Source organism: Roseateles sp. P5_D6, assembly GCF_054049415.1.
In genome coordinates this window covers 25,724-48,896 of record NZ_JBFUMK010000033.1, presented here as the reverse complement: position 1 = coordinate 48,896, position 23,173 = coordinate 25,724, and the positions used below count along the sequence as shown (strand labels likewise).

The 23,173-nt window shown below is 68.6% G+C and carries 15 protein-coding genes; 6 read left to right on the top strand and 9 right to left on the bottom strand.

Annotation, left to right across the window (positions count from 1 at the left end):
• Positions 1 to 120: 120 nt before the first annotated feature.
• Both ACXJKM_RS28565 and ACXJKM_RS28560 read right to left on the bottom strand, forming a co-directional pair.
• Entirely contained in the window at positions 121 to 1,167 is a 1,047-nt protein-coding gene (locus ACXJKM_RS28565) for a GSCFA domain-containing protein (protein ID WP_457356447.1), read from the bottom strand.
• The gene (locus ACXJKM_RS28560) at positions 1,151 to 1,963 is read right to left on the bottom strand and encodes a hypothetical protein (RefSeq protein ID WP_457356446.1); all 813 of its coding nucleotides are present in this window, start codon (positions 1,961 to 1,963) and stop codon (positions 1,151 to 1,153) included. The genes ACXJKM_RS28565 and ACXJKM_RS28560 overlap by 17 nt, the downstream gene beginning before the upstream one ends.
• Before the next feature lie 134 nt (positions 1,964 to 2,097).
• Here ACXJKM_RS28560 and ACXJKM_RS28555 point away from each other — a divergent pair, with 134 nt between their 5' ends.
• The 5 genes from ACXJKM_RS28555 (at position 2,098) to ACXJKM_RS28535 (ending at position 13,625) form a co-directional block, all read left to right on the top strand.
• Positions 2,098 to 2,739: a glycosyltransferase family 32 protein gene (locus ACXJKM_RS28555; RefSeq protein WP_056196558.1), complete on the top strand. Its 642-nt coding sequence runs from the start codon at positions 2,098 to 2,100 to the stop codon at positions 2,737 to 2,739.
• Entirely contained in the window at positions 2,736 to 3,419 is a 684-nt protein-coding gene (locus ACXJKM_RS28550; RefSeq protein WP_056196555.1) for a methyltransferase domain-containing protein, read from the top strand. Before ACXJKM_RS28555 ends, ACXJKM_RS28550 begins: the two co-directional genes overlap by 4 nt.
• A 9-nt stretch (positions 3,420 to 3,428) precedes the next feature.
• On the top strand, positions 3,429 to 4,220 hold the full coding sequence (locus tag ACXJKM_RS28545) for a glycosyltransferase family 2 protein (RefSeq protein WP_457356445.1): 792 nt from the start codon (positions 3,429 to 3,431) through the stop codon (positions 4,218 to 4,220).
• Positions 4,221 to 4,292: 72 nt separating this feature from the next.
• Positions 4,293 to 8,747 carry a hypothetical protein gene (locus ACXJKM_RS28540; protein WP_457356444.1) on the top strand — a complete coding sequence of 1,485 codons (4,455 nt, stop codon included), beginning with the start codon at positions 4,293 to 4,295 and terminating at the stop codon, positions 8,745 to 8,747.
• Positions 8,748 to 8,759: 12 nt separating this feature from the next.
• On the top strand, positions 8,760 to 13,625 hold the full coding sequence (locus ACXJKM_RS28535) for a hypothetical protein (protein ID WP_457356443.1): 4,866 nt from the start codon (positions 8,760 to 8,762) through the stop codon (positions 13,623 to 13,625).
• A 138-nt stretch (positions 13,626 to 13,763) separates the two neighbouring features.
• On the opposite strand, the gene ACXJKM_RS28530 is transcribed toward ACXJKM_RS28535, so the two are convergent.
• From ACXJKM_RS28530 to ACXJKM_RS28500, 7 genes are all read right to left on the bottom strand, one after another.
• Complete coding sequence (locus tag ACXJKM_RS28530; protein WP_457356442.1) at positions 13,764 to 15,332, bottom strand: hypothetical protein; 1,569 nt, start codon at positions 15,330 to 15,332, stop codon at positions 13,764 to 13,766.
• A gap of 12 nt (positions 15,333 to 15,344) precedes the next feature.
• A complete protein-coding gene (locus tag ACXJKM_RS28525; protein ID WP_457356441.1) occupies positions 15,345 to 17,015 on the bottom strand; it encodes a hypothetical protein in 1,671 nt (556 codons plus the stop codon).
• Positions 17,016 to 17,391: 376 nt separating this feature from the next.
• Complete coding sequence (truD, locus tag ACXJKM_RS28520; protein WP_457356440.1) at positions 17,392 to 18,405, bottom strand: tRNA pseudouridine(13) synthase TruD; 1,014 nt, start codon at positions 18,403 to 18,405, stop codon at positions 17,392 to 17,394.
• A gap of 160 nt (positions 18,406 to 18,565) precedes the next feature.
• Positions 18,566 to 19,129, bottom strand: a complete 564-nt coding sequence (locus ACXJKM_RS28515) for a hypothetical protein (RefSeq protein ID WP_457356439.1) — start codon at positions 19,127 to 19,129, stop codon at positions 18,566 to 18,568.
• Positions 19,130 to 19,260: 131 nt separating this feature from the next.
• On the bottom strand, positions 19,261 to 19,905 hold the full coding sequence (locus tag ACXJKM_RS28510; protein WP_457356438.1) for a glutathione S-transferase family protein: 645 nt from the start codon (positions 19,903 to 19,905) through the stop codon (positions 19,261 to 19,263).
• Between the two features lie 26 nt (positions 19,906 to 19,931).
• Complete coding sequence (locus ACXJKM_RS28505) at positions 19,932 to 20,993, bottom strand: hypothetical protein (protein WP_457356437.1); 1,062 nt, start codon at positions 20,991 to 20,993, stop codon at positions 19,932 to 19,934.
• Positions 20,990 to 22,207 carry a hypothetical protein gene (locus tag ACXJKM_RS28500; RefSeq protein WP_457324514.1) on the bottom strand — a complete coding sequence of 406 codons (1,218 nt, stop codon included), beginning with the start codon at positions 22,205 to 22,207 and terminating at the stop codon, positions 20,990 to 20,992. Before ACXJKM_RS28500 ends, ACXJKM_RS28505 begins: the two co-directional genes overlap by 4 nt.
• A 95-nt stretch (positions 22,208 to 22,302) precedes the next feature.
• Between ACXJKM_RS28500 and ACXJKM_RS28495 the strand changes: the two genes are divergently transcribed.
• Positions 22,303 to 23,172 carry a helix-turn-helix transcriptional regulator gene (locus tag ACXJKM_RS28495; RefSeq protein ID WP_457356436.1) on the top strand — a complete coding sequence of 290 codons (870 nt, stop codon included), beginning with the start codon at positions 22,303 to 22,305 and terminating at the stop codon, positions 23,170 to 23,172.
• Position 23,173 lies beyond the last annotated feature (1 nt).

The following is a 23,173-nucleotide window of genomic DNA, read 5'->3' as shown; positions in this document are numbered from 1 at the left end:
CTGACGCCGGCACGGGGTGCCGGCCCATGCAGGCCCTGTGGAGCAATCCCAGGGCCTGTTTTTATGACGGGCCAAAGAAAACGGCCCCGCAGGGCCGTGCAGAAAACAGACGTGAGCCCTTCAGGGTCTGTCGTTCAGGAGCTCTTCGCACTCGACCTGAGCCGCCGCTGCGGCCTGGGCCGCCAGGCTGGGTGCCGCCACGGCAGCGCGTTCGCCGGCTTCGACAAAGGCGGCCGAGAACTGGCGCATGACATGGTCGACACCGCGCGGCGAGACCTCGCGCAGGTCGCCTTCGAGGTATTGCCCAAAGCTCTGGGCCGACGAGATGATCTCGAAGGAGGGGAAATAGTCGACCTCGTCATGCGCGTCCGCAAACCGCCCGGCGACTGCGCGCAGCACCGCCTTGGAATAGCTGGACGCGACGATGACCGGATGCGCCGTGGCCGTGGCCACCAGCGGCACCGGTGACACCGTGACGATCCAGCGCATGCCCGGGTTCACGCCGGCGACGAACTCGCGCACCCACTCCAGGTCGGCCAGGATCTCCGGGTACTCGAAGTTGACGAAGCCATGCCGCTCGGCATCGAACTCGCCCGCCGCCGTGCCCGGGCAGACCGGGAAGACGACACCGCTGCCCTGCTCCACCCAGGCCTCGGTCAGGCCGAGCGTGAAGACGAAGACATCGCACTCGCTGAAAAGACGCCGCACCTGGGCCAGATGCCAGGCGCGGTCGGCGCGCAGGTCGGCCAGCGAGTCATAGCCGCCAGCCTGGACGCGCGGGCGCAGGGCGTCGAAGATGCGGCCCTTTTCGGTCAGCACCGGCGGGTCGCCCTCGCGCAGGCCGAAGGCGAATTCGACGAGCTGGCGCAGCTGGCGCACCGTGTAGACATTGGCATAGCGGGCCGAGAACACGCCGTACTGCAGCTCACGCGCCCGCTCGGGCGTGAGGCCCGCGGGCGCCTGCTCCACCACCCAATGGCTGAGGCCGAAGCTCTCCAGCCGCCGGGCCATGTGCTGGGCGAAGCAGGAACCAGCCGTCGCGATCTTCAGCGACGGGGTCAGCTTGAACTTGGTACTTGGCTTGAAGTCGAGCTGACCCCAGGCCTGGGCGCTGACGGTCTTGCGCCAGAAGGCCTGGGCCGGCATCGCCTCATACGGATGGGACATTTGCCAGCACCTCTCGAATCTGTTGCGCCAGCAGCTCGGCGTAGAGCTCGTTGCCATGCAGGCAGCCGCGCGCGAATTCGGCCTTCAGGCCGCCGTTCTCGGTCAGCGCGCCGGCGGGCGGCGCCAGGCTCACGACGCCCATCTGCGTCAGGCGCTGGTTCAGGTCGCCGTACATCAACCGGTAGATGCGCTGGCGCATCACAAAGGGCTTGATGCCGTGCACGGCGAACAGCTGTCCGAAGGCTTCGGGATTGGCCGTGATGTGCTCATGCGACTCCACCGGTGGCGGCGCCGGCACATGCACGATGCGTGCGCGCGGGAACTGCTGGCGCAGGGCCAGATGCGTCGTCCACAGCGGCTCGGCGATCTGGCGCACCCAGGCCAGTGCATCGGTGCGGGACATCCAGCGCCGGCCCGGCTCCATCCGGCCGTCGTCGCCCAGGAAGTCGGCATGCGAGGGGTCGTCGACGAGGGCGGCGATCGCGAACTCCTGGCCGCGCAGCAGCGAGAAGATGACCTCGGCCTCTTGAGGGATGTGGCCGAGCACGCCGGTCAGCACGTCCGGGATGTAGAGCACCCCGTCCTTGAGCATGGGCGGCGGCCCGGCCACGGGGGTGTTGTAGAGCACATGCTCGCCACGCCAGCCAGGCGGGGCATCCAGCTCGATGGGCTCACGGAACGGCACGCCGGTCGACCAGACCGAGCGGTACTTGGCCGACGACACCGGCCCGATATAGCGGTCGATCAGGCCGAAAAGATGCGAGCTGCCGATGGCAACGAAAAGCCGTGGGGTCATGATGCTTGGGGCCGAGCATAGGGGAGGCGCGGCGCTTGCCCAGGGGGCAAAAGGGCGAGGAATGGACCTCAGTTTCCCCCTCACGACGCCGGGCGTCGGTCGGATACTGCAACGGATAAGCTCAGGAGAGCACCATGATCCCGAAGACCCTGCACATCATCTGGGTGGGCGACGAATCCAAGCGACCGGACAACTGCATAGACACCTGGCGGGTTCACAACCCCGACTGGCAGCTCAAGGTCTGGGGCAACGCCGACCTGATGTCTTACGGCTGGTACAACGCCGACCACATCCGCGCCATGTCCGGCCGCGAGCTCAACGGCGTGGCCGACATCATGCGCTGGGAGATCCTGTTCCGCGAAGGCGGCTTCGTCGTCGATGCCGACAGCATCTGCCGCCGCCCGCTGGAGCCCTGGCTGTTCGACTGCGAGGCCTGCGCCTGCTGGGAGAACGAGATCATCCGCCCCGGCCTGATCGCCGCGGGCTATGTTGCCTCCGAACCGCAGAACCCCTTCTTCCGCCAGCTCATCCTGGACGTGAAGGAAAAGGCGACCGTCATCGACCGCATGGCCTGGCAAAGTGTCGGCCCGCTGTTCCTGACTGAGGCGCACCGCCGCTACAACTACATCAACTTGACGATCTGGCCCAGCCACTTCTTCATCCCGCAGCACTACTCCGGCATCCGCTACAGCGGCAAGGGCCCGGTCTTCGCCGACCAGGAATGGGGCAGCACACGCAAGAACTACGACGAGCTGCATACACGGAGCCTGGCATGAGCGAGACGACGATTTCCACCGACACGGACCGCGGCCCCAAGCCGGCCCTGTGCCAGCCCGAGGGCCTGCCGCCGGTGTCGGCGCTGGAGCGCGCCCACTCGCCCTATTTCGTGCACCGCATTCCGGTCAGCCGCAACCTGATGGGCCATCCGCGCGTGGCGGTGCTGCAGGAGATGTGCCGCGGCAAGCGCGTGCTGCACGTGGGCTGTGTCGACTGGCCCATCACCGACCTGAACCGCTCGCTGCACCTGCAGCTCGACAAGGTCTGCCAGCTCGACGGCTTCGACATCCACGACGAGGCCTTCCCGCACATGCTGCCGCACCTGAAGGGCCGGCTGTTCTCGTCCTGGGACGACATCAAGGACCCCTATGACCTCGTGCTGGTGCCCGAGGTGCTGGAGCATGTGCCCGACGTGAAGGGCTTCCTCGAGCAACTGGACCGCGTCGGCGCCAAGGAATACGTCATCACGGTGCCCGACGCCTACAGCTGCTTCGCGCGGCACTTCGACTACCAGACCGAGGCCGAGACCTTCGTCGAGGTCGTGCACCCCGACCACAACTGCTGGTACACGCCCTACACCCTGGCCAACGTCATCCACAAGTACACGACGCTGGACCTGCAGGGCATCTGGTTCTTCAACAACATCTCGCTGCTGGCCATCGCCCGGCGCAAGGCCTGACGCATCGCGATGCAGCCCTTCTTCTCGATCGTCATGGCCACGCACAACCGGCCGGCCACGCTGGCGCGGGCGATTGCCTCGCTGCGGGCCCAGACCTGCGCGGACTTCGAGATCCTGCTGGTCGCCGATGCGCTGGACGCCGAGACCGCCGCCGTCGTCGCCCGCGATCTGGGCCCGGCCGACAGCTTCCTCAAGCGCACCGGCGCCAACGGCCCCGCCGAGAGCCGCAACCAGGGCCTGGCCCTGGCGCGCGGCGAATGGGTCATCTTCCTGGACGACGACGACACCTTCGAGCCCCAGCATCTGGCCACGCTGAAGCCGCACTGCGAGCGCCCGGATGCGCAAGTCCTGTTCACCGACATCACCGTCGTCACCGAGGACCGCCAGCAGCCGGGCATCCCCGAGCTCGGCCGCCAGACCACGCCGCTGGCGGGGGCCGACGTCAACACGCTGTGGGTCAAGAACTTCATCCCCCTGCACTGCCTGGCCTACCGCCGCAGCCTGCTGCAAGGGCTGAGCTTCGACGCCCATCTCGCCTCGCAGGAAGACTGGGACTGGCTGCTGGGTGTCTGCTCGCGCGCAATGCCCGTGCACGTTGCGGGCGGTGGCGCCGTCATGCACAAGGACTATGTGAACCCTGGCGCCCGCCGCGGCCAGCAGGAGGCGTCCAACAACACCACGGTGGTGCTGGATTTCCTTCACGTCTACCGGCGCTGGCCGGCACCGACGGCTGAGCTGAAGGCTGCCCGGGCGGGGCTGCTCAAGGGCGTGGGGCTGGCGTTGCCGGTGGAGTGGTTCTAGGGGTACGGCTTGGAAAGCCCGGTCCTATAGTCGCGCCGCGCCGCGGCATTGCGCGGTCGCTGGAGCGCTGCCATGGCAGAGAAGCAGGCGAAGAAGCAGGCCAGGAAGCCGGTCACGAAGCCGGTGAAGGGCCGTGCCATCGGGCCCCGTGCGGCGGCCAGGATCGGCGAGGTCGTGGTCGGCCCGGTCGCGCCGCCCATCGTGGTCGGCCCGATTCCGCCGCCGGTCATCATCACGCCGGGGCCCATCCCCCACGCCATCGAGTACGTCGGCAACCTGTTCAGCGGCAGCCGCCCCGGCGATGCGGTGGTGCGGCCTGACGACCTCGTCGCGCTGCGCATCGAGCTCGTCAACGTCGCCCGCAAGCCGGGCAGCAAACCGCCCGTGCTTGCCAAGAGCGGCAGCGGCGTCGCCTCGCTGGTCGTCCACCATCCGCCGCAGTCGATCGCCGAGGAGGTGTTCTTCGAGCAGCAGGCTCCGGGCACCGGCGCGCCGGACATGCCGCCGCCGCTCGACGGCAAGCCCGCGCCCTCGGCGGTGGTGCCGGACAACGACGTCGATCCGCCGCCCATCCGCGCCCGCGCGGCCAACGAGTCGCGCATCGTGTTCGAGTGGCCCGCCGGCTTCGAATGCCCCTACACGCTGGATGGATTGCTGGGCGCCATCCGCACGCTGGACATGCGCGTGCCACCCGGCGCGCTGCCGCGCCCGGCGCAGCGCCGCGTGCTGGAACTGTGGCCGCGCTGGCAGCGGGCCGCAGGGGTGGTGGTGACCACCAAGACCAAAGCCAAGGCGACCAGCATCACGGCGACCACCCTCCTGCCGGTGCAAGCCATGGTCGGCCTCACCGGGCCGGCACTCAACGCCTTCAGCCTGCGCCAGACACAGATCGCCCGCCGCGGCGGCGAAGCCGCCCAGGCGACGCTGCGCCGGCGCCTGGGCGACGTGATCGGCAGCCAGGCCACGCTGCCCGACGCGGTGATCGTGGAGGTCCCGCCGGTCAGGCGCGTGCTGCCCAAACCCGCGCTGCCCACCAGCACCCAGACGGCGATCGAACTGCCCTGGCGGCTGATCATCTCGCCGCACGACGGCGAGCATTGGCGGCACGCCACCAAGGCGGCCACGTCGCCTTACTCCGGCCACACCGAGCTGTGGCACACGCGGCTGCTCGGCCCCGCAGGTGTGGACTCGCCGGCGCCCGACGCGGGGCGCACGGTGCGCGCCGTCTGGGCCACCACCGGCTGGGGCCAGAAGGCGATGCAGGCGGCCTTCCCGTCCGGTTTCACGGAGCTGCCGGGGCCCGATGCGGGCAACCCCTTCGTCACCAGCGAAACGGCGCTGTCGGACTACGACCGCTACCAGATCACCCACCTGTCGTCGAACTTCTCGATGACGAACTACGAGCCCCAGCCCATCGACACGCGGCTCCTGATGCTGTCCAGCCAGGGCGCCTGGCTCGACAGCCGCGGCGACTGGGAGCCGCCGGGGCTGGACGTCGAAAGCTGGGTGCACCAGGCCACGCAGGGCCGCGACCACTATGTGCGCGTCGTCTACCGCGGCGTGCTCTTCCCCTTCGGCCACCGCGCGGTGCTCATCAAGGTCAGCGAGCGCAAGTTCCACAAGCTGCCGGGCAACCCGGCCTACCTGCGCCAGCGCATGTTCATGATCGTGCGCGAGAAGATCAAGCACTACGACGACGCGTCCACGTTGCGCCCCTTCGGCGCCGGGGACGCCACCGTCGAGCACGAGCTGCCCTTCACCTCGGTGCGCATGCTGACGACGGTGACGCCCGATCTCGCGCAGCCCATCAAGACCCAGGTCGAGCCGGGCCTGGGCCAGTTGCTCTTCTGGCCCGCCACGGGCCCGGGCGACTCGCCGACGCCCTTCCCCTTCCGCATGGCAGGCACCGACCTGGACGGGCGCGAGGTGCAGTTCGAGCTGCCGCTGATCTTCATGTCCAACACCATGGCCAGCCCCCGCGACAAGGTCGGCAACAAGCTCGTGCCCAAGCATTCAGGAACCGGCGGCGCGGCGGACACGGCCAACCGCGCGCTCGCGGGCTGGCGCAAGTTCCAGATCGCCGATGCGGTGGACGACCCGCAGGGCACCGAGCGCGCCACCGCCCAGCTCAAGCGCCAGCGCGTCACGCTCGCGCTGAGCAGCAAGCCCGGCGATACGGCCGTGGAGGTGGCTCATCTCACCTTCGACGCCCATGTGCCGTCCACGGTCGCCACGAGCACCTCGTTCAAGGCCTTCAAGGCCTTCACGCCGGACCTGCTCAAGCCCATGTTCTACCCGCGCGTGTCGCGGCTGAAGGCGCGCATTGGCGCAATGGCCCAGCTCACCGGCTCCGACGGTTTCAACCGCCTGCGCTGGAACACGACCTATCTGCAAAGCGGCTTCGACCCGGGGGTCAACAAGGGCGAGGTGTTCGCCGAGGTCGTGGAGCGCGCCGGCATGGGGCGGCTGGACTTCTCCAAGCAGGGCGACCGCAGCGGCGGCTTCGTGATGCCGAACCTGAGCCCGTCGTCGCTGTCGCGCTCGCTCGGGCCGGCGGCCGGCAACGTAGCCGACGTGGTCGGCGGCAAGGTGCTGCCCGACAACTTCTTCCCCGCCGGCGGCGTGGGCGACCTGCCGTTGCCGCTGCTGTTCGGCTGCATCCCGCTCGGGGCCGTCATCAAGGAGATCGATCAGCTCGCCAGCAACCTCGAAAAGGCGCCCAAGTTCGCGTCGGAGGCCGGCACCAAGGTCGAGGCCTTCTTCAACGACCTGATGCGGCTGTACCAGTTCATCAGCAGCCTGGCCTCCCAGCCCGGCACGCTGGGCAGCGCCGCGCTCGAGGTCGTCAAGGGCACGATCAACGACCTGCTGCAGCAGGCGGCCGCCTTCGGTGCGGCGCAGCTCGCGCCCATCACCACCAAGGTCAACACGCTGCTCGCCACGCTGGACAGCGTCAAGGCCCAGCTCGACAACCTGGGCAGCAAGAGCCTGGACGCCGCCAACCCGCTGGCCGGCATCAACCTCGCGGACGCCCTCGACGCACCGCAGGGCAATGGCGCGCTGCGCGCCAAGCTGGTCGACCTGAAGAACACCGTCCAGGCCTCGACGGTCATCCCCGCGGGCTTTCGCCAGCAGGTCAACGCCGTGGTGGCCCAGGCCCTCACGGTGCTGGACTCCATCAAGCTCATCGCCGGCCTCGTCGGCCATGGCAAGACCCTGTTCGACGCGCTGAAGAACCTGCTGGACAACCCGGCCGCCGGCCAGTCCCTGGGCGAGCTGATCACCAAGCCGGCCGAGCTCGCACCCAAGGTGGAGGCCGTCAAGAACGCGCTCGGCGCAGTGAAGGGCGACGTCGCGGCCTTCCCGCTGCTCGAAGGGCCGCCGCGCAAGACCCTGCTCGACATCCTGGGCGTGGTGGAAGACGCCCTGGGCGCGGTGGGCCCCTTGCTGCAGATGCTGGAGAACCTGCTCGGCGAGGAACTCGTCGTGCGCTTCGACTGGAAGCCCGAGATCAAGAGCTGGGGCTTCGATCCGGCTTCGCCGCTCTTTGTCGTACACGACAAGCATGCCTTCATCGTCGCCGTCGAGGCGCGCATGAAGAAGAGCGGCGGCGCGCCGAAGATCCAGGTGCTGTGCGGCCTGCACCATTTCGACCTCGTCCTCATCGCGCCGGCCAGCTTCATCGAGCTGAACTTCGAGAAGATCGAGTTCAGCGTCGACAGCAGCGCCAAGATGAACGTCGACGTGATGCTGTCGGGCATCAAGTTCGTCGGCCCGCTGTCCTTCGTCGAGACGCTGCGCGACCTGATCCCGCTCGATGGCTTCTCCGACCCGCCCTACCTGGACATCACGGCCCAGGGCATCGATGCGGGCTTCGACGTCTCCCTGCCGGCCATCACCTGCGGCGTGCTCAACCTCAGCAACGTGAGCCTGGGCGCGGGCTTCACGGTGCCCTTCATCGGCCAGCCGCTGTCGGTGCGCTTCAACTTCTGCACCCGCGAGCAGCCCTTCCACCTGACGGTCTACGTCTTCGGCGGCGGCGGCTTCTTCGGCATCACGCTGGACCCCAAGGGCGTGCAGATCCTGGAGGCGGCCTTCGAGTTCGGCGCCGCCATCAGCATCGACTTTGGTGTGGCCTCCGGCGGCGTGTCGGTCATGGCCGGCATCTACTTCCGCATGGAGGCCGATGCGGCGAGCCTGACCGGCTACTTCCGCCTCGAAGGCCATGTGGACGTGCTGGGCCTGATCACCGCGTCGCTGGAGCTCTACCTCGAACTGCGCTACGAGTTCGAGACCGGCAAGGCGGTGGGCAAGGCGACGCTGACCATCGAGATCGAGGTGTTCATCTTCTCGGGCAGCGTGACGATCAGCTGCGAGAAGAAGTTCGCCGGCAGCAACGGCGACCCGACGCTGCGGCAGTTGCTGGGCCTGTCGGCCGACCCGACGCTGGCGCTGGCCGCCGAGCTGGCCGCCATCGACGACAGCACGCGCTACGGCTGGCGTGACTACTGCGAGGCCTTCGCCTGAAGGAGCGACAACATGGCAAAACAAACGCTTCTTTGGACGGCGCTTCCCAACGGCCAACGCGGCGGACGCTGGTGCGTCTCCGTCGTCATCTCGCCCCGGCTGGAGCCCGGCAGCACGGCGGAGCGCCTGCTGGGCAACCCCGCCTGGCAGCCCTGGGCCGACTGGCCCAGCACGGCGGCTGGGCTGAAACTGGAACTGGTGCTGCCCAACGGCGCCGTGCCGCTGCAGCCCTTTGTCGCGGCGCCCGAGCTCAAGCCCGACAGCGCGTTGTGGAAGCAGCTCTTCCCGGCCGACCTGCCGGTGGCGCCTTTCGCCTTCATGGACATCTCGGCCAAGAACCTGCGCTCCTACCCGGTGCGCAGCGTGCTGGGCCTGCTGCGCCAGCACTACACCCAGCTCGCACAGACGGCGGGCGATGGCGACCACCCCGTGCTGCTGCCCTGGCGCGCGGCCGATCCGGCGCTGAAGGGCCTGCTCACCGACCTCGGCACGCGCACGCTGAAGCAGGACTTCGGCAATCGCACCATTGAGGTCCCCTTCCCCGGCTTCGGGCGCTTCCATGCGCTGCGCGGCAATTCACGGGCCCATGACCGCGCCATCGACGGCAGCGTCTTCAACGCCAACAGCTGCATCCCGGCCCCTGCACGCCTGCCGGGGCAAAAGGGCGGCAACACCACCTTCCGCCTGCGTGCGCTGCCGCCACAGTGGGAAGACCCGGCCCTCATCCGCAACGGCAGTATCGCCACCGACCCGGCCGACCGCGAGAAGCGCGCCGTGCTGATGGAGCAGTTCAGCGGCCCGGGCGAGTACGCGCTGTGGCAGAGCGACCGCTTCTACAACCGCCGCGTGCCGACCGCCGCGCAGAAGGCCATGCGCCGCCCCGGCTTCACGGGCGTGGAGGCCTCGCCGGTCGAGCCGGACTACGACTTCCACCAGCGCATCGCCAGCTATGGCGACCACCCCCACCTGATGCGCCGCCTGGGGTTGGTGATCGACTTCGTGCTGGAGAAGAACGACCTGCTCGACGCCCTCGTCACCGCGGCCGGTGCATCGGCCGCCGCGGGCTTCATGCAGCTGCGCATCGTCAGCGGAACCATCGGCGACAGCCAGCGCCCGTGGACGGCCTTCACGGCCACGCGCAAGCGCTTCGTCGTGCGCGAGCGCACGGCTGATCATGCCGACGGCCTGCTGCGCCTCGTCGGCGCCAACGACAACTACCTGCAGGCGCGTAGCCCCTTCGACATCTATCAGGTCGACCCCGACGGCGCGTCGCTGAAGACCGTCAACTTCCTGCTGACGGCGCAGAACCTCGTCGCCAAGCACCTGGAGATGGGCGCCCACGGCGCCGTCACCTACACCACCGGTGACCGCCAGCCGGTGGCCAACCTGCGCTCCGGCGGCATCGGCGTGTCACGCCACGGCCGCGCGGGCAGTGTGGGCATCAATGCCGCCACTGCGGCGCTCAACAACGCCGCCATCAAGGCCGGCGGCGCGGCCGCGGCCGCGGTGACGCTGTTCGCCGAGGACGTGCTGCGCGGCTACCGCATCGACGCCTGGGACGCGGCCGACCCCAAGTGGCGCAGCCTGGTGCAGCGCCAGGGCGCTTTTCGCGCGCTGGCCCGCGGTGCGCTGCCCGAGCGCGCCGTCGACCTGCCGGCCGACGAAGGCCATGTGAAGGGTGCATCCGCCACCGCCTCGCCCGGGGCGCCGGACGACCAGTACCTGCACGAGACCCTGTTCCGCTGGACTGGCTGGAGCCTGGCAGCGCCGCGCCCGGGGCGCACGCTACGCAGCGTGACGACACCCGGCACGCACCTGCAGACCGAGGAGGTCGTGGACACGCCCACCGACACGGCCACGCGCGGCAACGGCATGGCCGTGGCTGTTGTGCCCGTGAAGGGGAGCCTGCCGCGGCTGCGCTTCGGCCGCCGCTATCGCATGCGGGCCCGCCTGGTGGACCTGGCTGGCAACAGCCTCGCGCTGGACGAGCCGGGCGCCGACGAGCAGGCCAGCGAGCCGCTGGCCTACGGTCGCTTCGAGCCGGTGGACCCGCCGGCCCTGGTGCTGACGGCCAAGGTCAGCGAAGGCGAGTCGCTGGAGCGCCAGGTGCTGCGCACCAACTACAACAAGGATGCCGCGGGCTACGTCGCGCAGATCCAGGGGGAACTGTCCACCTTCTACGACAACCCCGATTTCGAGTACGGCAACAGCAGCGACCGCCACATCGTGCCGCCCAAGAGCTCGCAGCAGCAGTGCGAGCTGCATGGCATGTTCGACTCGGCAATAGGCAGTGCCAGCGGCGCCACACCAGCGCGCATCAAGGCCGGCTACGCGGTCGCGGCACGCGAGAACGGCAGCCTGCTGCACCCCGTGCCGGGTGCCACCATCGAGCTCGTGACGCCCGCCAAGGCCGCCCTGGCGGCCACCGTGCAGGGCGGCGCAATAGCGCCGCCCGAGCAGGCTGACGACACCAAGGACCGCTTCGCGGCGGGCCAGTACCTGGTGCACCGCGAGGCCATCGTGCCCGTGCCCTACCTGCCCGACCCGGCCAGCGGCGGCGTCGCCATCGAAGGCGTGCCCGGGCTGAGAGCCTGGATCGTCGGCAAGCCTTTGGTGCTGCTGGCACCGGGGCTGCACGGCTATGTGCTCGACAAGGGCGCCCGCGCGGTGTTCCTGGACGACCACAAGGACCGCCTCATCCTGCTGCTGGACTTCGACCGCGACCCGGCCAATGGCGCCCTGGCCAAGACCTGGCCCGACGACACCCGCAGCCTGCGCCTGCAGTTGCACGAGCAGCCCGGCGAGGTGGCCACGCCGCCCTGCGGCGACGACTTCACCGTGCCCGACGCGCCCAAGTGGGACTTCAACAAGGGCCTCCTGCGCGTCTTCCTGCCCAAGGGCCACATCGCCCGGCTGCGCTACGCGAGCTTCGTGCATGACGAACTGGTGCGCCACCTCGCGCTGCCGTACTGGCAGCCCAGCACGGCGGGCGTGCAGCGGCTGCAGGCCCAGGCCCTGGCCGGCGTCAACTGGATGCTCACGCCCTGGCGCGACCTCGTCTTCGTGCATGCCACCCAGCAACCGGTGTGCGAGCCGCGCGTCGAGAAAGCCAGCGTGGACCGCCAGGCCGGCTGGCAGCACGCCGACCTGCTGGCCCGCACCGTGCGCCTGCATGGCCCGAGCACCGGCAAGTTCGAGATCGTCGGCGAGTGGGACGAGTGGGTCGACGACCCCCTGGCCGACGACCCGGCCGACCCCGGCCCCAAGCGCGTGCCTCACGAGGCCGTGCTGAGCGAGATCCGCCTCGGCGAGATGCACGGCAACCGCTTCACGCTGGAGCAGGCGGTGGCCGAGCAGACGGCCTTCACGCCGGTGGGCGGCCAGCTGCTGCCGGCCGACCTGGCCAAGCATCCCGCCGTGCCGGGCAACCGCCACGAGTTCGGCGACACCAAGTTCCGCTTCGTGCGCTACCACCTGCGCGCCACCACGCGCTTTCGCGAATACCTCCCGCCGCCCCTGTTCACCGAGCGCCAGCGCATCACGCGCGACGGCCCAGTGGTCGAGACCGACCGCGTGCAGATCCAGGCCCACGCCCTGTTGGGCGAGGCCAAGGATGCCGGCGCGCCCATCGCCGACGTGAGCACCGGCGGCACGGTCGGCACCGTCATCCGCTCGACCAGCCCACCCGACATCCCCCAGGTGCTCTACGTCGTGCCCACCTTCCGCTGGGACCGCAGCGTGCGCGACCGCAGCACCCGGCTGGGCAACGGCCTGCGCGTGTATCTCGAGCGGCCCTGGTTCTCGTCCGGCAACGGCGAGCTGCTGGGCGTGGTGCTGCAACCCAACGACGGCAAATTCGCCGACCTGCCCGCCGAGCGCATCCCCTACCTGACCCAGTGGGGGCGCGACCCGCTGTGGGATTCGGCAAACGCCGGTGACATGGCCAACGCCGATGCCTTCGGCGCGGCCGTGCGCACCGAGCAGGTGCTGTTGCTGGAGGACGGCCAGCCGGCCACCGTCGCGGGCCACCGCGTCTACTTCGACAAGCAGCGCAAGCTCTGGTACTGCGACATCGAGCTCAACACCGGCTTCAGCTACATGCCCTTCGTGCGGCTGTCACTGGTGCGCTTCCAGCCCCATGCCCTGGCCGAGGCCAAGGTCTCCCGTACGGTGCTGTGCGACTTCGCCCAGGTGCTGCCGCGCCGCGTCGCGATCATCAAGCGCGAGCGCAACACTGTGCAGCTCGACGTCTACGGTTCGGCCGCCAAGCGCGGGCCGATGCGCCGGCTCAACACCGGTGGCCAGGCCGAGTCCCCGCTCGCCAATGCCTCGGTCATCTCCGACTTCACCGGCACCCACCTCGAAGACGGGCGCAACCGCATGGAGGCCGTGCTGCAGCGCCAGTCCCTCGACTTCGATGGCGACATCGGCTGGCAGGACGTGCAGGTGCTGGGCGGCCAGCTTGTCGGCGGCGACGCCGCGTCGCGCTCCCTGGCCATGAAGGCCCTGGAGGCCCCGGCCCCCAAGCGCGCCGCCGAAACCGTCGTGCGTACCACCCGCGGCGGCGAGACGCTGCGTTTCGACCGCCTGGAGCAGCTCAAGCCCGTCCCCGGCCTGGTGAGGGACGTCGTCGTCGGCCCTGTTGGACCAATCGGACCGATTGGTCCCATTGGCCCGATCGGCCCGCTCTTCGATCCTCCCATCTGGTCCCACACAGGGTCCCTGCCGACCCTGGCCAGCGGCTGGCGCTACCGCGTGCTGCTGCGCGAGTTCGAGCGCTTCTACACCGACAAGACCGTCCCCGACCCGCGCAACGCGACCTGGCGCAAGCTGGTGGTGGAGGAGAGGCTGACGTATGCGGAGGCGTTCGAGGTCTGAACGGAGGGCATCGCGGTTCGGCGAGTCCAGTGCCGTCGGTCAGTTCACCGAAATGCCCTCCCCCATAGCGGGCCTCACCAACCTTGTCTCGCTAGACGGGGCTTTCGCGGCCTGCCTTGCCGCGTCGCTCGCCGACGCCTACCTGATAGTCGCCCTGAGCGCCTGAGAAAGCCTGGCACGGTCCAGGTCGTCGCTGATCTTGCGCGCATTCACCATCAGCTCGCATTTGTCCAGCAATGCCAGCGTCTTCTCGGCTTCGGTGTTCAGCGTGTTCATCTGCTTTGTCACATAGTCGTTGACGCTGCCCTTCACCTTGTCGCGCACGTCAAGGGGAAGTCCGAGAAAGGCGTCCTGGATTGAATCGAAAGCTTCCCTCGGGCCACCCTGCAACACCGTCACGTTCTGCCGCCATTCACGCAGTTTGGTGTCCAGCCCTACGGCTATTACACCGTTGGTCGTCACCAGCCACTTGTCGGGCTCGAGGAGGGCGCGCTCCGTATCCGTGCTGAGACCACCCATGAAACGACCGTCGTTGGCACGGAAGAAATCTTCGAATGCCTTCTCGGTACCGGCGCGCTTACGGTCGAAGATGTCTTTCAGCCCGCGCTGCACCTCAGACCAGTCGCTCTTCTGCCCGTCCGTGCGCAGGCCGGATGCCACCCGGTCCATGTCCGCAACAACCGCAGCATGCGTGGCGCGGGTGCCATCCAGGTTGCACGCCTTGAGGAACTCATCAACCTGCTGCCGGATACCGCCGTAGGCGACGATGATCACGCCTTCGTTGTCCAGTGCGGCCTTCCACACCGCCAGACGCGAGTAATAGCCCACCTCCACGAGGTTGCGGATCGGGTCGCGGAACAGGTCGATCGCGCTGAGCACATTCTTCAAGCCGCTGTCCACGGCCAGGCCCAGCCGGTATTGCACCAACCCACCGACGTTCATCGAGCGCAGCTTGTTCAGCACGTCCAGCACGGCCTCGGTCGCTATGCCGCACATCTGCCCGATCTCGGCGAAGGTCGCCATGTCGTTGGCCCAGGACGCCACCTTCATCAGCGCCTCGACCACCTTGCGTGGCGCACCGGCATTGATGAGCGTCTCCGTCACGTGGTCGGTGATGGTCTTGCCGAAGGCCTTCCACGCGTCCTTCAGCGCCAGCACGGCCGTGCCCATCTGCACGTAGGCCGGCATCGCCGTCGCCAGCGCCCGCTCCAGCAGGTCCTTCAAGTCCTGCGCCGCCTTCTGCTCGGCTTCTTCGACCCGCAGATCCTCTTCACAGAGGTTCTGCCATTTCTTGTCGAGCGAGGAAATCAAGCCCCAGACCTTGCTGCCGTTGTCGACCAGCGCATCGCGCGATTCCGCCAGTTTCAGCTTGCCGATCAAGCCCCAGAACGCCATCTCCTCGAATTCCACCTGTTCCCGAAAGCGCACGGCCGCCTCGCTGGGGGTGGAGACACCGGAGAGCATGTTGTCCAGCTTGTCCTGCGCCGCCCGCGTCGTGTCCCGGAACTTGGAGGCGTACTCCGGCGCCAGCGGCTCGGCGCTGTCGTCTTCGAGGAAGACCAGCACCATCGTCAGCACGGCGTCCCGCGCATTGAGGTAGTCCTCGATCACGCCGGCGATGCGGGTCGATTCGGTGATATCCAGCGTGGACTGCAGCGTGGCCAGCGCCGCACGAAGTTCGCGGCGGCGTCCGTCGAAAGATGGCATGCCCTGCTCCCGTCAGATCGGTTGCAGGCTGGTGATGCGCCACGGCCCGAGCGCCCCTGGCATGCCGATGCGTTGCAGCCGCCACCAGCGGTTCACCGTGACGTCACTGAAGGCGCGGTAAACCCGTGGCGCGCCTTCGGCTTGGCCATCAAACAGGCCGATGTGCTGCATCTCGACGATGACCTCCTCAAGTCGTTGCTGGCCGGGGTACTGGTCACCCGGGATGACGACGCGGACATCATCAAGCCAGACCGGCCGCATGTCGAAGACGCGCTCCATGATGCGCCTGCGCGCTTCCTCGAAATAACGCGCCGGCTGCTCCACGGCGTTGGCCCGGAACAGAACCCGTCCATCCGGCAGCGATTCCACGGACCAGGTGGCAAAGAGCGAGATCCACAGATCCTGATCAGCGGCCTTGAGCGCGGCCACCATCGCCTGCATCACCACCTCGGGCTCGGCGTTGTCGGGCGGCGCCGCGGCGCCATGGTCGTGCAGCGCCTGCTCGCCGGCAAAGCGCGCCACGCCGCCGGCCACACCGCCGTCCTGCTGGCGCAGATCGACGAACATCGCGCCGCCGATCAAGGCCGCAACCGGCTGGAGCGACAAACCGAAGTAAGCCCGCTCGCCGACCACCAGTTGCCCCGGCCGCTCCTGCACCTGGCCGATGAGTTCGTAGCATTCGTCGATGTTCGGCATCACCAGACGGCGGTAGCGGGCCAGCGCGTCCAGCATCTGGACTGCCTGCGGCCCCTCTGCGTCGGCGAAGTAGAAGCCGTCACGCGCGTTGCCGGCGACAAACCAGGTTCGCCCCGCCTCACCGACCCAATCGCGGTTGCGCAGCGGGGGCAGCAATGCGTAGCGGCCGATCACACCGGCGCGGTCACCGTGTATGGGGTGCACGGCAGGAAAGAGCGGGACGATCAGGCGATCAGCGAGTTCGGCCTGCAAGGCGGCCCATTCGGCTTCAGCCTGCTGGCGTATCGCTTCGGCGCGCTGTTCACCCACCTCGCGGTAGGCCAGCGCATCGGCTGGCAGCACGACGTCAGGCCCCTGCAGGCGCAAGCGCATCGCTTCGAAATCCTGCACGACGGCGCGGGCGAAGGGGCTCGGGTATTTCGCGGCCAGCAGTTGCACGCGCGGCTGCTGATCCTGCAGTTGGCGCCGCAGGAACTGCGAGGTCTGGGCCAATGCGTACAGCGGGTCATCGAGCACGGCAGCAGACATGGCGGCGAACTTCCCGGCCCATTCGCGCCAGCTGGAATCGAAGCCATCGTTCTCGAACATCTCGGGCGGCCCGCCGGGGCCGATCAGGATGCGGTTGTCTGCGCTGCGCGCCTGCGCCGGCCCCTGCAGCGTGCCCGTCGCCTGCACTGTGAGCCAACCCCGGCCGGGCGTGGCGCGCCGACGCAGCGTCAGCGTGACGCTCGCGCCCTCGTCTTTTCCCGCATCCGCCCAGCGCTGGCTTTCCTGGTAGCCGCCGATCAGGCGGGGAGCCTCGCGCCGCGCCTCTTCAGGCGTCGAAGGGAGGCGCAGCGCCACACCGTCCACCGCAATGATCTGATCGCCACGCCGCAGGCCGCTGTCGCGCAAACCACTCAGCCAGTCGATGCCCGTCACGCGCAGCGCCGGGGGCACGGCGTCCAGCATCGGCGCGACGGTCAGGCCCGTGGTGACATCGGTCATGGTGGATGGGCTGGCATGAACATCACGGAATCATGGTTGAGGCGCAGCGGTCGGTCCCCCGCTGTGGAAGGGTGGCGGTAGGTGTTCGACCGGGGTCGGGGTGCTGACCGTGCGCGGTCGAACTCGCTGTGAGTGCCCCGAAGACGATGAAAATCATATCCAGGAACCTGAGGTTTGCCATCCAGGGCCGTCGAGCGACTGCTGCCAGCGCTGGTGAATGTCACGACCGCCCTGGTGCCCTGAAGGTTGGAGACAGGTCGCCGCGGGGGCCACCTGCCGCATCAGGTGTGAACACGCACCGACGGGAAAGCGGCCGGACGGGAAATGGTGTGCCAGGAACAGGGTCTGTACCCTTCAACCCGAGGTGAGGACACCGTCATTCGACAGCCGCAGACTCGTTCTCTGTGTGCCGGTCAGGCTCCGTGGTGCGGAGGATTTCGTTCAGAACGGAAGTGGCGTAATTCCCGGCGGGCAAAGAGAACGTGAGCACCAGTTGGTTGGCTTGCAGCCATTCCCATGACATATCCACCGGCCTGGCCACCAGGGCGCGGCGCTCCTGATCCAGACCGGCGTGTTCCATGCCGTCGCACAAGGTGGCGTGACGTTCAGCCACGCCGTTTTCCAGGGCCTGCGCTTGATCGGTGGTGATCACGCGGCCCCGTCCCCAGAGCGGTCCGGTGGGCCGGCCCGCCTCGTCCATCACGTCACCGGGCAGGGTCTTGCCCCAGAGTCCCTGCTGAATTCGCAGCGCCAGCGCTTCATTGAAGACGAAGGAGCGCACCGCCGACAGGTAGATGCCCTTCTTCTTCGGGTTGCGCACGCGGATTTCCCGCGCCAGCATGGCCCGGCCCTGTTCGACGTTGCCGCCGTCATGGCCGAAACGCTGAGCGCCGAAGTAGTTGGGCGCGCCATGTGACGCAACGGCCTTGAGATTGGCCTCAATGGCGTCGCGGTCGCCGGTCACGTCACGCAGCACGATGCGGAATCGGTTGCCCTGCAGATCACCGCGGCGCAGCTTTTTCACGTGGCGGCTCTGACTCAGCACTTTGAATTCCGGGTGCTGAAGCAGGGTCAGGTCGGGCGTCTCACCCTTCGGCAAGTAGATGCTGAACCACTGACGGGTGATGGCGTAGCGGTCCTTGAGGCCGGCATAGCCCACATCCCTTTCTTGAACGCCAGCGGCCTCGGCCAGCTGCTGGGCGACGAAGGCGGTGTTGGCACCGTTCTTTTCGATGTCCAGCCAGATGTGTTCGCCCTCACCGCAGGGCTGCTGCAGCGGCAGTTCGGTCACGATGAAATCCTCGTTGAGGAGTTTCAGGGTGGCGCTGGCGCCGCTGGCCGGATAAGCGTTGGGCCACTGCGGCAAGATCGTGTATTGAGCGTCGGTCATGAGCGGTCTGACGGCACAGCTGTGGATAGGGATTGGCTGTCCAGCCGACCAGGGGCAGTCCAGACTGCGATTCTCTCCCGCGCTACGACAGGCGGCTTCCGGGCGGCGACGTCAACTCACGGACCGGCCAGGAGCGGAAGTGCCACCGACTGACCCCGCCTCACTTCAACGCCAGGCACCGATGCTCGGTCACCTCGTCCACCGTGCGCTCCTGCAGTTTGCCGGCCGAGCCCATGCCCAGCTTGGTACCGGTGGCGTTGATGACGCAGTCCACCTTCCAGCGACCGTCCTCCCAGCGGGTGACGTAGCCCAGGAAGTCCACCATCTCCATGTCGCCGTTCTTCCAATCCTTGCGATAGAACAGCCGCCCCGCGCCACCCACGCCGTCGGCCTTGAGGAAGCGGTAGCCGTCCAGCGACGTGGAGTACGGCGCCCCGCGCTTCAGGGCGGCGGACAAGTCCTTTTCGGAGGCCCCGCGCTGGCGCAGGTTGGCCACCGTCTCATCGATGGCGCCCTCGGCCCGGGTCTGCTTGTAGAGAGCCACGTCACCCGCCTTTTCGGCCGCCAAATGGTTCACATAGGCAGCTTCGGCCTGGGCGACGAAGGGGTCGTTCTTCTGCGTGGTGCCATGCGCCGCGGGCGTTTGCGCCAGGGCGCTGCTTGCCAGCATGGACGCGGTGAGTGCAATGGCACGGGCATGGAGGGGCACGGACTGGAGGCGCAAGTGGGTGTCTCTGGTTGATATGTGGCGTTGAGGCCGAGCCGCACGCCTGGGCGAGCGGGTTCAAGCGGAGTGTCAGCCATCATGCCGGCGCAAGCGAGGTTGCCGGGTCCCAAGCGCTGCCGGCGGCGGTTCTACCCCGCCTCAACCCGCGCGAAGTAGGCTTCCTGGGTCCGCTTCCAGGCGGGCCGGGCCAGGCAGCGGTCCCGATAGGCCGCGAGGCCCGCATAGGGTGCCATCAATGCCTGGTCCTTGATGCCCGAAACGAGCACATGCGCCATCAGGATGTCGGCGATGGTGAATGCCTCGGTCGCGACGAACTCGCGGCCGGCGAGCCAGCGTTCGAGGCTCGTCAACACCCGGTGCACCCAGCCCATCAGGAACTCGCGGTGCTTGCCGCAGCTGCCGTCCGCCGTCCAGTCGAGCACCATCAGGGCGAGCAGCGGCATCTCGACCGTGTTCATCGCCGCAAAACACCAGCGCAGCATCTGGGCCTCACCAGCGCGATCACCGGGGATCAGCCGGCCTGACTTCTTTGCCAGGTGGACAAGGATGGCGGCAGATTCCGACAGCACCAGGCCGTCGTCGTCTATGGCGGGGATCTGCTCGAAGGGGCTGAGCCGGCGATAGGCATCGGTGTTCAGGTCATGTGCCGGGTGGTCCATGCCGGCGATCTCGAAGGGCAGTTGCATCTCTTCGAGTGCCCAGAGCACACGCAGGTCGCGGGTGTGGCCTCGCGCGCCGGCATTGACCTTGGAAAAGCCGTAGAGCCTGAGCATGTAAATTCCTTCGTTGACATTCGAGCCTAGGCGGCCCGCGGTGCGTGACGCGCGTCCATTTGCTGACGCAGGGCAAGCGCCTCGCCCACACGCCCCGTCGCTTCGGCCGCGCGGATGGCCAGCTCGTAGGCGCGCCGCGTCGGGCGTTCGCGCAGATTGGCCTGGGCCCAGATCCAGGCGCGCTGCGGGTCGCGGCCCGCGCCGAGGTAGAACTCGGCCGCATGGTCGGCGAAGGCGGTTGGATGGCGGGCCAGCAGAGCCTCAAAACGGCGGCGCGCCCCATCGATCTCGTCCTGGCCGCGTGCCACCTCGCCCTGGCGCGCATGCAGCGCTCCCAGCAGTGCCATGGCCTCGGGCTCATCGGTGTGAATGACGACATGCAGCAGCCGGGCCTCTGCCGCGGCCTCATTGCCGCGCGCCAGCTCGATCTCGGCGAGGTGGATGCCGGCCGCCGCGTAGTCGGGCAGCAGCCGCAGGGCCTCGGCGTAGAAGGCCGCACCCCGCGCCGGGTCGCCGCCCTGCTCGGCCCACATCAGGCCGCGAGCGAAGGCAACGGCGGCGGCCGGAAAGGGCAAGGTGGTGTCCAGCTCGCGCAGGGCCCGGGCATAAAGCCGGTCGGCGTCCTCCAGGCGACCGACGGCGGCCACGCCGCGGGCCAGCGCGCAGTGGCTGGGAAAGCCCGGCCGGCGCTCGGCCTCAGCGTGCAACGCGGGTAAGGCTTCTGCGGCACGGCCAGTGGCCACCAGCAACGCAGCACGCTGGGCAGGCGTGGCGCCAGCGGCGTCGAGGTCCGCTTGCGCGTCGGCAAAGCGGTGGGCGGCCATGCGGGCCCGGGCCCGCTGCAGGTGGTCTGCGGCACTGCCGGCCCTCACCTCGGTCAAATCGGCGGCGCGGTCCAGCACACGGTAGTCCGCCAGGAACTGCAGGCGCAGCAGCCACAGGTCGAGCGCTGCTGGATCGTCGGCTTGGCGCCGCAGCTGGTCGTCAAGATTGATCAGCGCGATGCTGCCCAGGGTGGTGGTGGCTGGCGGCGCGGCGCACCCTGAGAGAACGGCAATGGCCAGGGCGACAAGCGTGTTGCGGTTCATGGCGCGGACAGGAAGGGGAAAGCTGTGGTGGAGTGCTCGTGGTCGTCCTGCGTGACACCGTCGTCGGCGACATCTGGCGTGCCGCGGATCAGCAGCGAGCGGAACACGGCATTGACGTTCTGCAGCGGCGTGCGACCACCGCAGTCCGCCAGTGGCGGCGCCCCCAAGGCGCTGCGCTCGACGGCGAGGTAATGCAGGCAGCGCGTCTGCCGGCTGTCGACCCAGAGGCGGTCGTCGGCCAGCAGCTCGGCCAAGCGCTTGTAGCGACCGGGCGTCGCGTCCTGCGCATCGGCCAGCCACTGGTTGCCGGCCACGCCATCGAAGCTGTCATACAGCGCCAGGTTGCGGCCGATCTCGGTGGCAAAGCCTGGCCAGCCGGCGGGGTCGGCGCGGTTGTAGGCCTCCTTCAGCAGGTTGGCGATGTCTTCCTCGCCGACGGTGGCCAGCAGGGCGTTGCCGGTCAGCGCGCGGCCCATGCGGTCGATGGGTGCGCCGGGCGGCGGTGGTTCATTGGCCGGCGCGAGCTGGCGGCGCTCGCTGCGGCCCCACACGGCCAGCAGCGGGCCGCCGGTTTTGACGAGGTCGAGGTCAACCGAGACAACGATGGCCGAGGTCGTCCACCCCGCCAGGAAGTTGCGCGCCGGGCCGCCCTGAGTTTGGCCCCAGAGCTGGGGAAGGCGTTTGAGCGTCTCGGCATCGAAGCGGCGAAAGCCGCTGGCGTCCTGCGGTGCCTGGCCAGCCTGGATGGCAGCACCAGCGGCATTCAAGGCGCTGCGCGTGCCGCGCACGTTGTTGAAGTAGGGGTCGTCGCGCAGGCCGGCGAAGACGCGAAAGCGCCCGCCCCGACCTGCCAGGCCCTGTGGGCTGCTGACGTCGCCCTGCAGGCGATCGGCGCGGCCGGCCCAGCAACTGGCGGCGCCCGCGGCGTCGAACTGGCAGACCAGGCGGGTGGTGGCCGAGGTGCGGCCCAGGGCCTGGCCGCTGTCGACGTGGAAAACATACTGGACCTGGTCGGAAAAGCGTTTGCCGACGATGTCCATGACGAGATTGAGCCGCTTGCCGTCAGCCGAGGTCCAGGCGAAGAGATCGCCAATGTCCGCAGCCGGGTCGGCGATGACGGTGGGCGTGTCGAGGTGGTCGGCGGCGAAGGCGGGTGCCGTGGCGAGTGCGGCCAGCCAGACGGAGCGAGAGAGGAGGGTGAGGAGGTTTTTCATGGCACGCAGCCTAGGGAAGGCCGCCGCAGAAAACTTGGCAAAAACTGCGATGCCTGCTGACAGCTTCTGCACATCCGCCCTCCTACGATGCGCCGATGTCCCTGCCCCCGCACTCCCCGGCCGAGGCCGAGCGCCGCTACCGCCCGCTGCAGCGCGGTGCCGGGCTGCGGCTGATGCATTGCCAGTGCCGCGCCGGCCGGGGCGAGCGGGCGGTCGACGAGGAGCATCCGGCCTTCTCGATCACGCTGGTGGACCGCGGCCAGTTCACCTATCGCACGCGGGCCGGTGGCGCCCTGCTCAACGCCGGCTGGTTGATGCTGGGCAATGTCGGCGAGGGCTATGCCTGCTCGCACGAGGACAGTGATGGCTCGGGTGACGACTGCACGGTGCTGTCACTGTCGCCAGACCTGCTCGAGCAAACGCTGGGCGCCCTCGGTGTCGCCAAGGCGGCGAATCGCTTCTCACGGGCCTGCCTGCCGCCGCTGCCGCGGGTCGCCGCCCTCTTCCAGGGGCTGGGCACCGGCGGCGACGAGGGTTTCGCGCTGGAGGAAGCCACCCTGGCCATCGTGTCGCAGGTGCATCGCGCCCTGATCGATGGCGAAGCCCCGGCCGCCTTGCCACGACAGGATGAGCGTGCCCGCGCGGCAGCGCATTGCATCGAGACACGCAGCGCCGAGGCGCTGACCCTTGATGAGGTGGCCCAGGTCGCCGGCCTCAGCCCTTTCCATCTGCTGCGCGTGTTTCGCCAGTCCATCGGCGTGACGCCGCACCAGTACCTGATGCGCACGAGGCTGATGCATGCGTTGAGCCTGCTGCGCGACACCCGCCGGCCGGTGACGGATGTGGCCTACGACACCGGCTGGGCCGACCTGTCAAATTTCAACAAGGCCTTCCGTCGCGAATTCGGCTGCTCGCCGCGCAGACTCAGGGGCACGGGCTGTCGAGAGATCTCTCTCGAAGCCTGAG

What these genes read in the sequence shown, in the direction of transcription:
- truD (WP_457356440.1), bottom strand. Translation starts at nt 18,405, where the DNA reads ATGACCGACGCTCAATACACGATCTTGCCGCAGTGGCCCAACGCTTAT.
- ACXJKM_RS28565 (WP_457356447.1), bottom strand. Translation starts at nt 1,167, where the DNA reads ATGTCCCATCCGTATGAGGCGATGCCGGCCCAGGCCTTCTGGCGCAAG.
- ACXJKM_RS28525 (WP_457356441.1), bottom strand. Translation starts at nt 17,015, where the DNA reads ATGACCGATGTCACCACGGGCCTGACCGTCGCGCCGATGCTGGACGCC.
- ACXJKM_RS28495 (WP_457356436.1), top strand. Translation starts at nt 22,303, where the DNA reads ATGTCCCTGCCCCCGCACTCCCCGGCCGAGGCCGAGCGCCGCTACCGC.
- ACXJKM_RS28500 (WP_457324514.1), bottom strand. Translation starts at nt 22,207, where the DNA reads ATGAAAAACCTCCTCACCCTCCTCTCTCGCTCCGTCTGGCTGGCCGCA.
- ACXJKM_RS28510 (WP_457356438.1), bottom strand. Translation starts at nt 19,905, where the DNA reads ATGCTCAGGCTCTACGGCTTTTCCAAGGTCAATGCCGGCGCGCGAGGC.
- ACXJKM_RS28555 (WP_056196558.1), top strand. Translation starts at nt 2,098, where the DNA reads ATGATCCCGAAGACCCTGCACATCATCTGGGTGGGCGACGAATCCAAG.
- ACXJKM_RS28540 (WP_457356444.1), top strand. Translation starts at nt 4,293, where the DNA reads ATGGCAGAGAAGCAGGCGAAGAAGCAGGCCAGGAAGCCGGTCACGAAG.
- ACXJKM_RS28560 (WP_457356446.1), bottom strand. Translation starts at nt 1,963, where the DNA reads ATGACCCCACGGCTTTTCGTTGCCATCGGCAGCTCGCATCTTTTCGGC.
- ACXJKM_RS28505 (WP_457356437.1), bottom strand. Translation starts at nt 20,993, where the DNA reads ATGAACCGCAACACGCTTGTCGCCCTGGCCATTGCCGTTCTCTCAGGG.
- ACXJKM_RS28545 (WP_457356445.1), top strand. Translation starts at nt 3,429, where the DNA reads ATGCAGCCCTTCTTCTCGATCGTCATGGCCACGCACAACCGGCCGGCC.
- ACXJKM_RS28535 (WP_457356443.1), top strand. Translation starts at nt 8,760, where the DNA reads ATGGCAAAACAAACGCTTCTTTGGACGGCGCTTCCCAACGGCCAACGC.
- ACXJKM_RS28550 (WP_056196555.1), top strand. Translation starts at nt 2,736, where the DNA reads ATGAGCGAGACGACGATTTCCACCGACACGGACCGCGGCCCCAAGCCG.
- ACXJKM_RS28530 (WP_457356442.1), bottom strand. Translation starts at nt 15,332, where the DNA reads ATGCCATCTTTCGACGGACGCCGCCGCGAACTTCGTGCGGCGCTGGCC.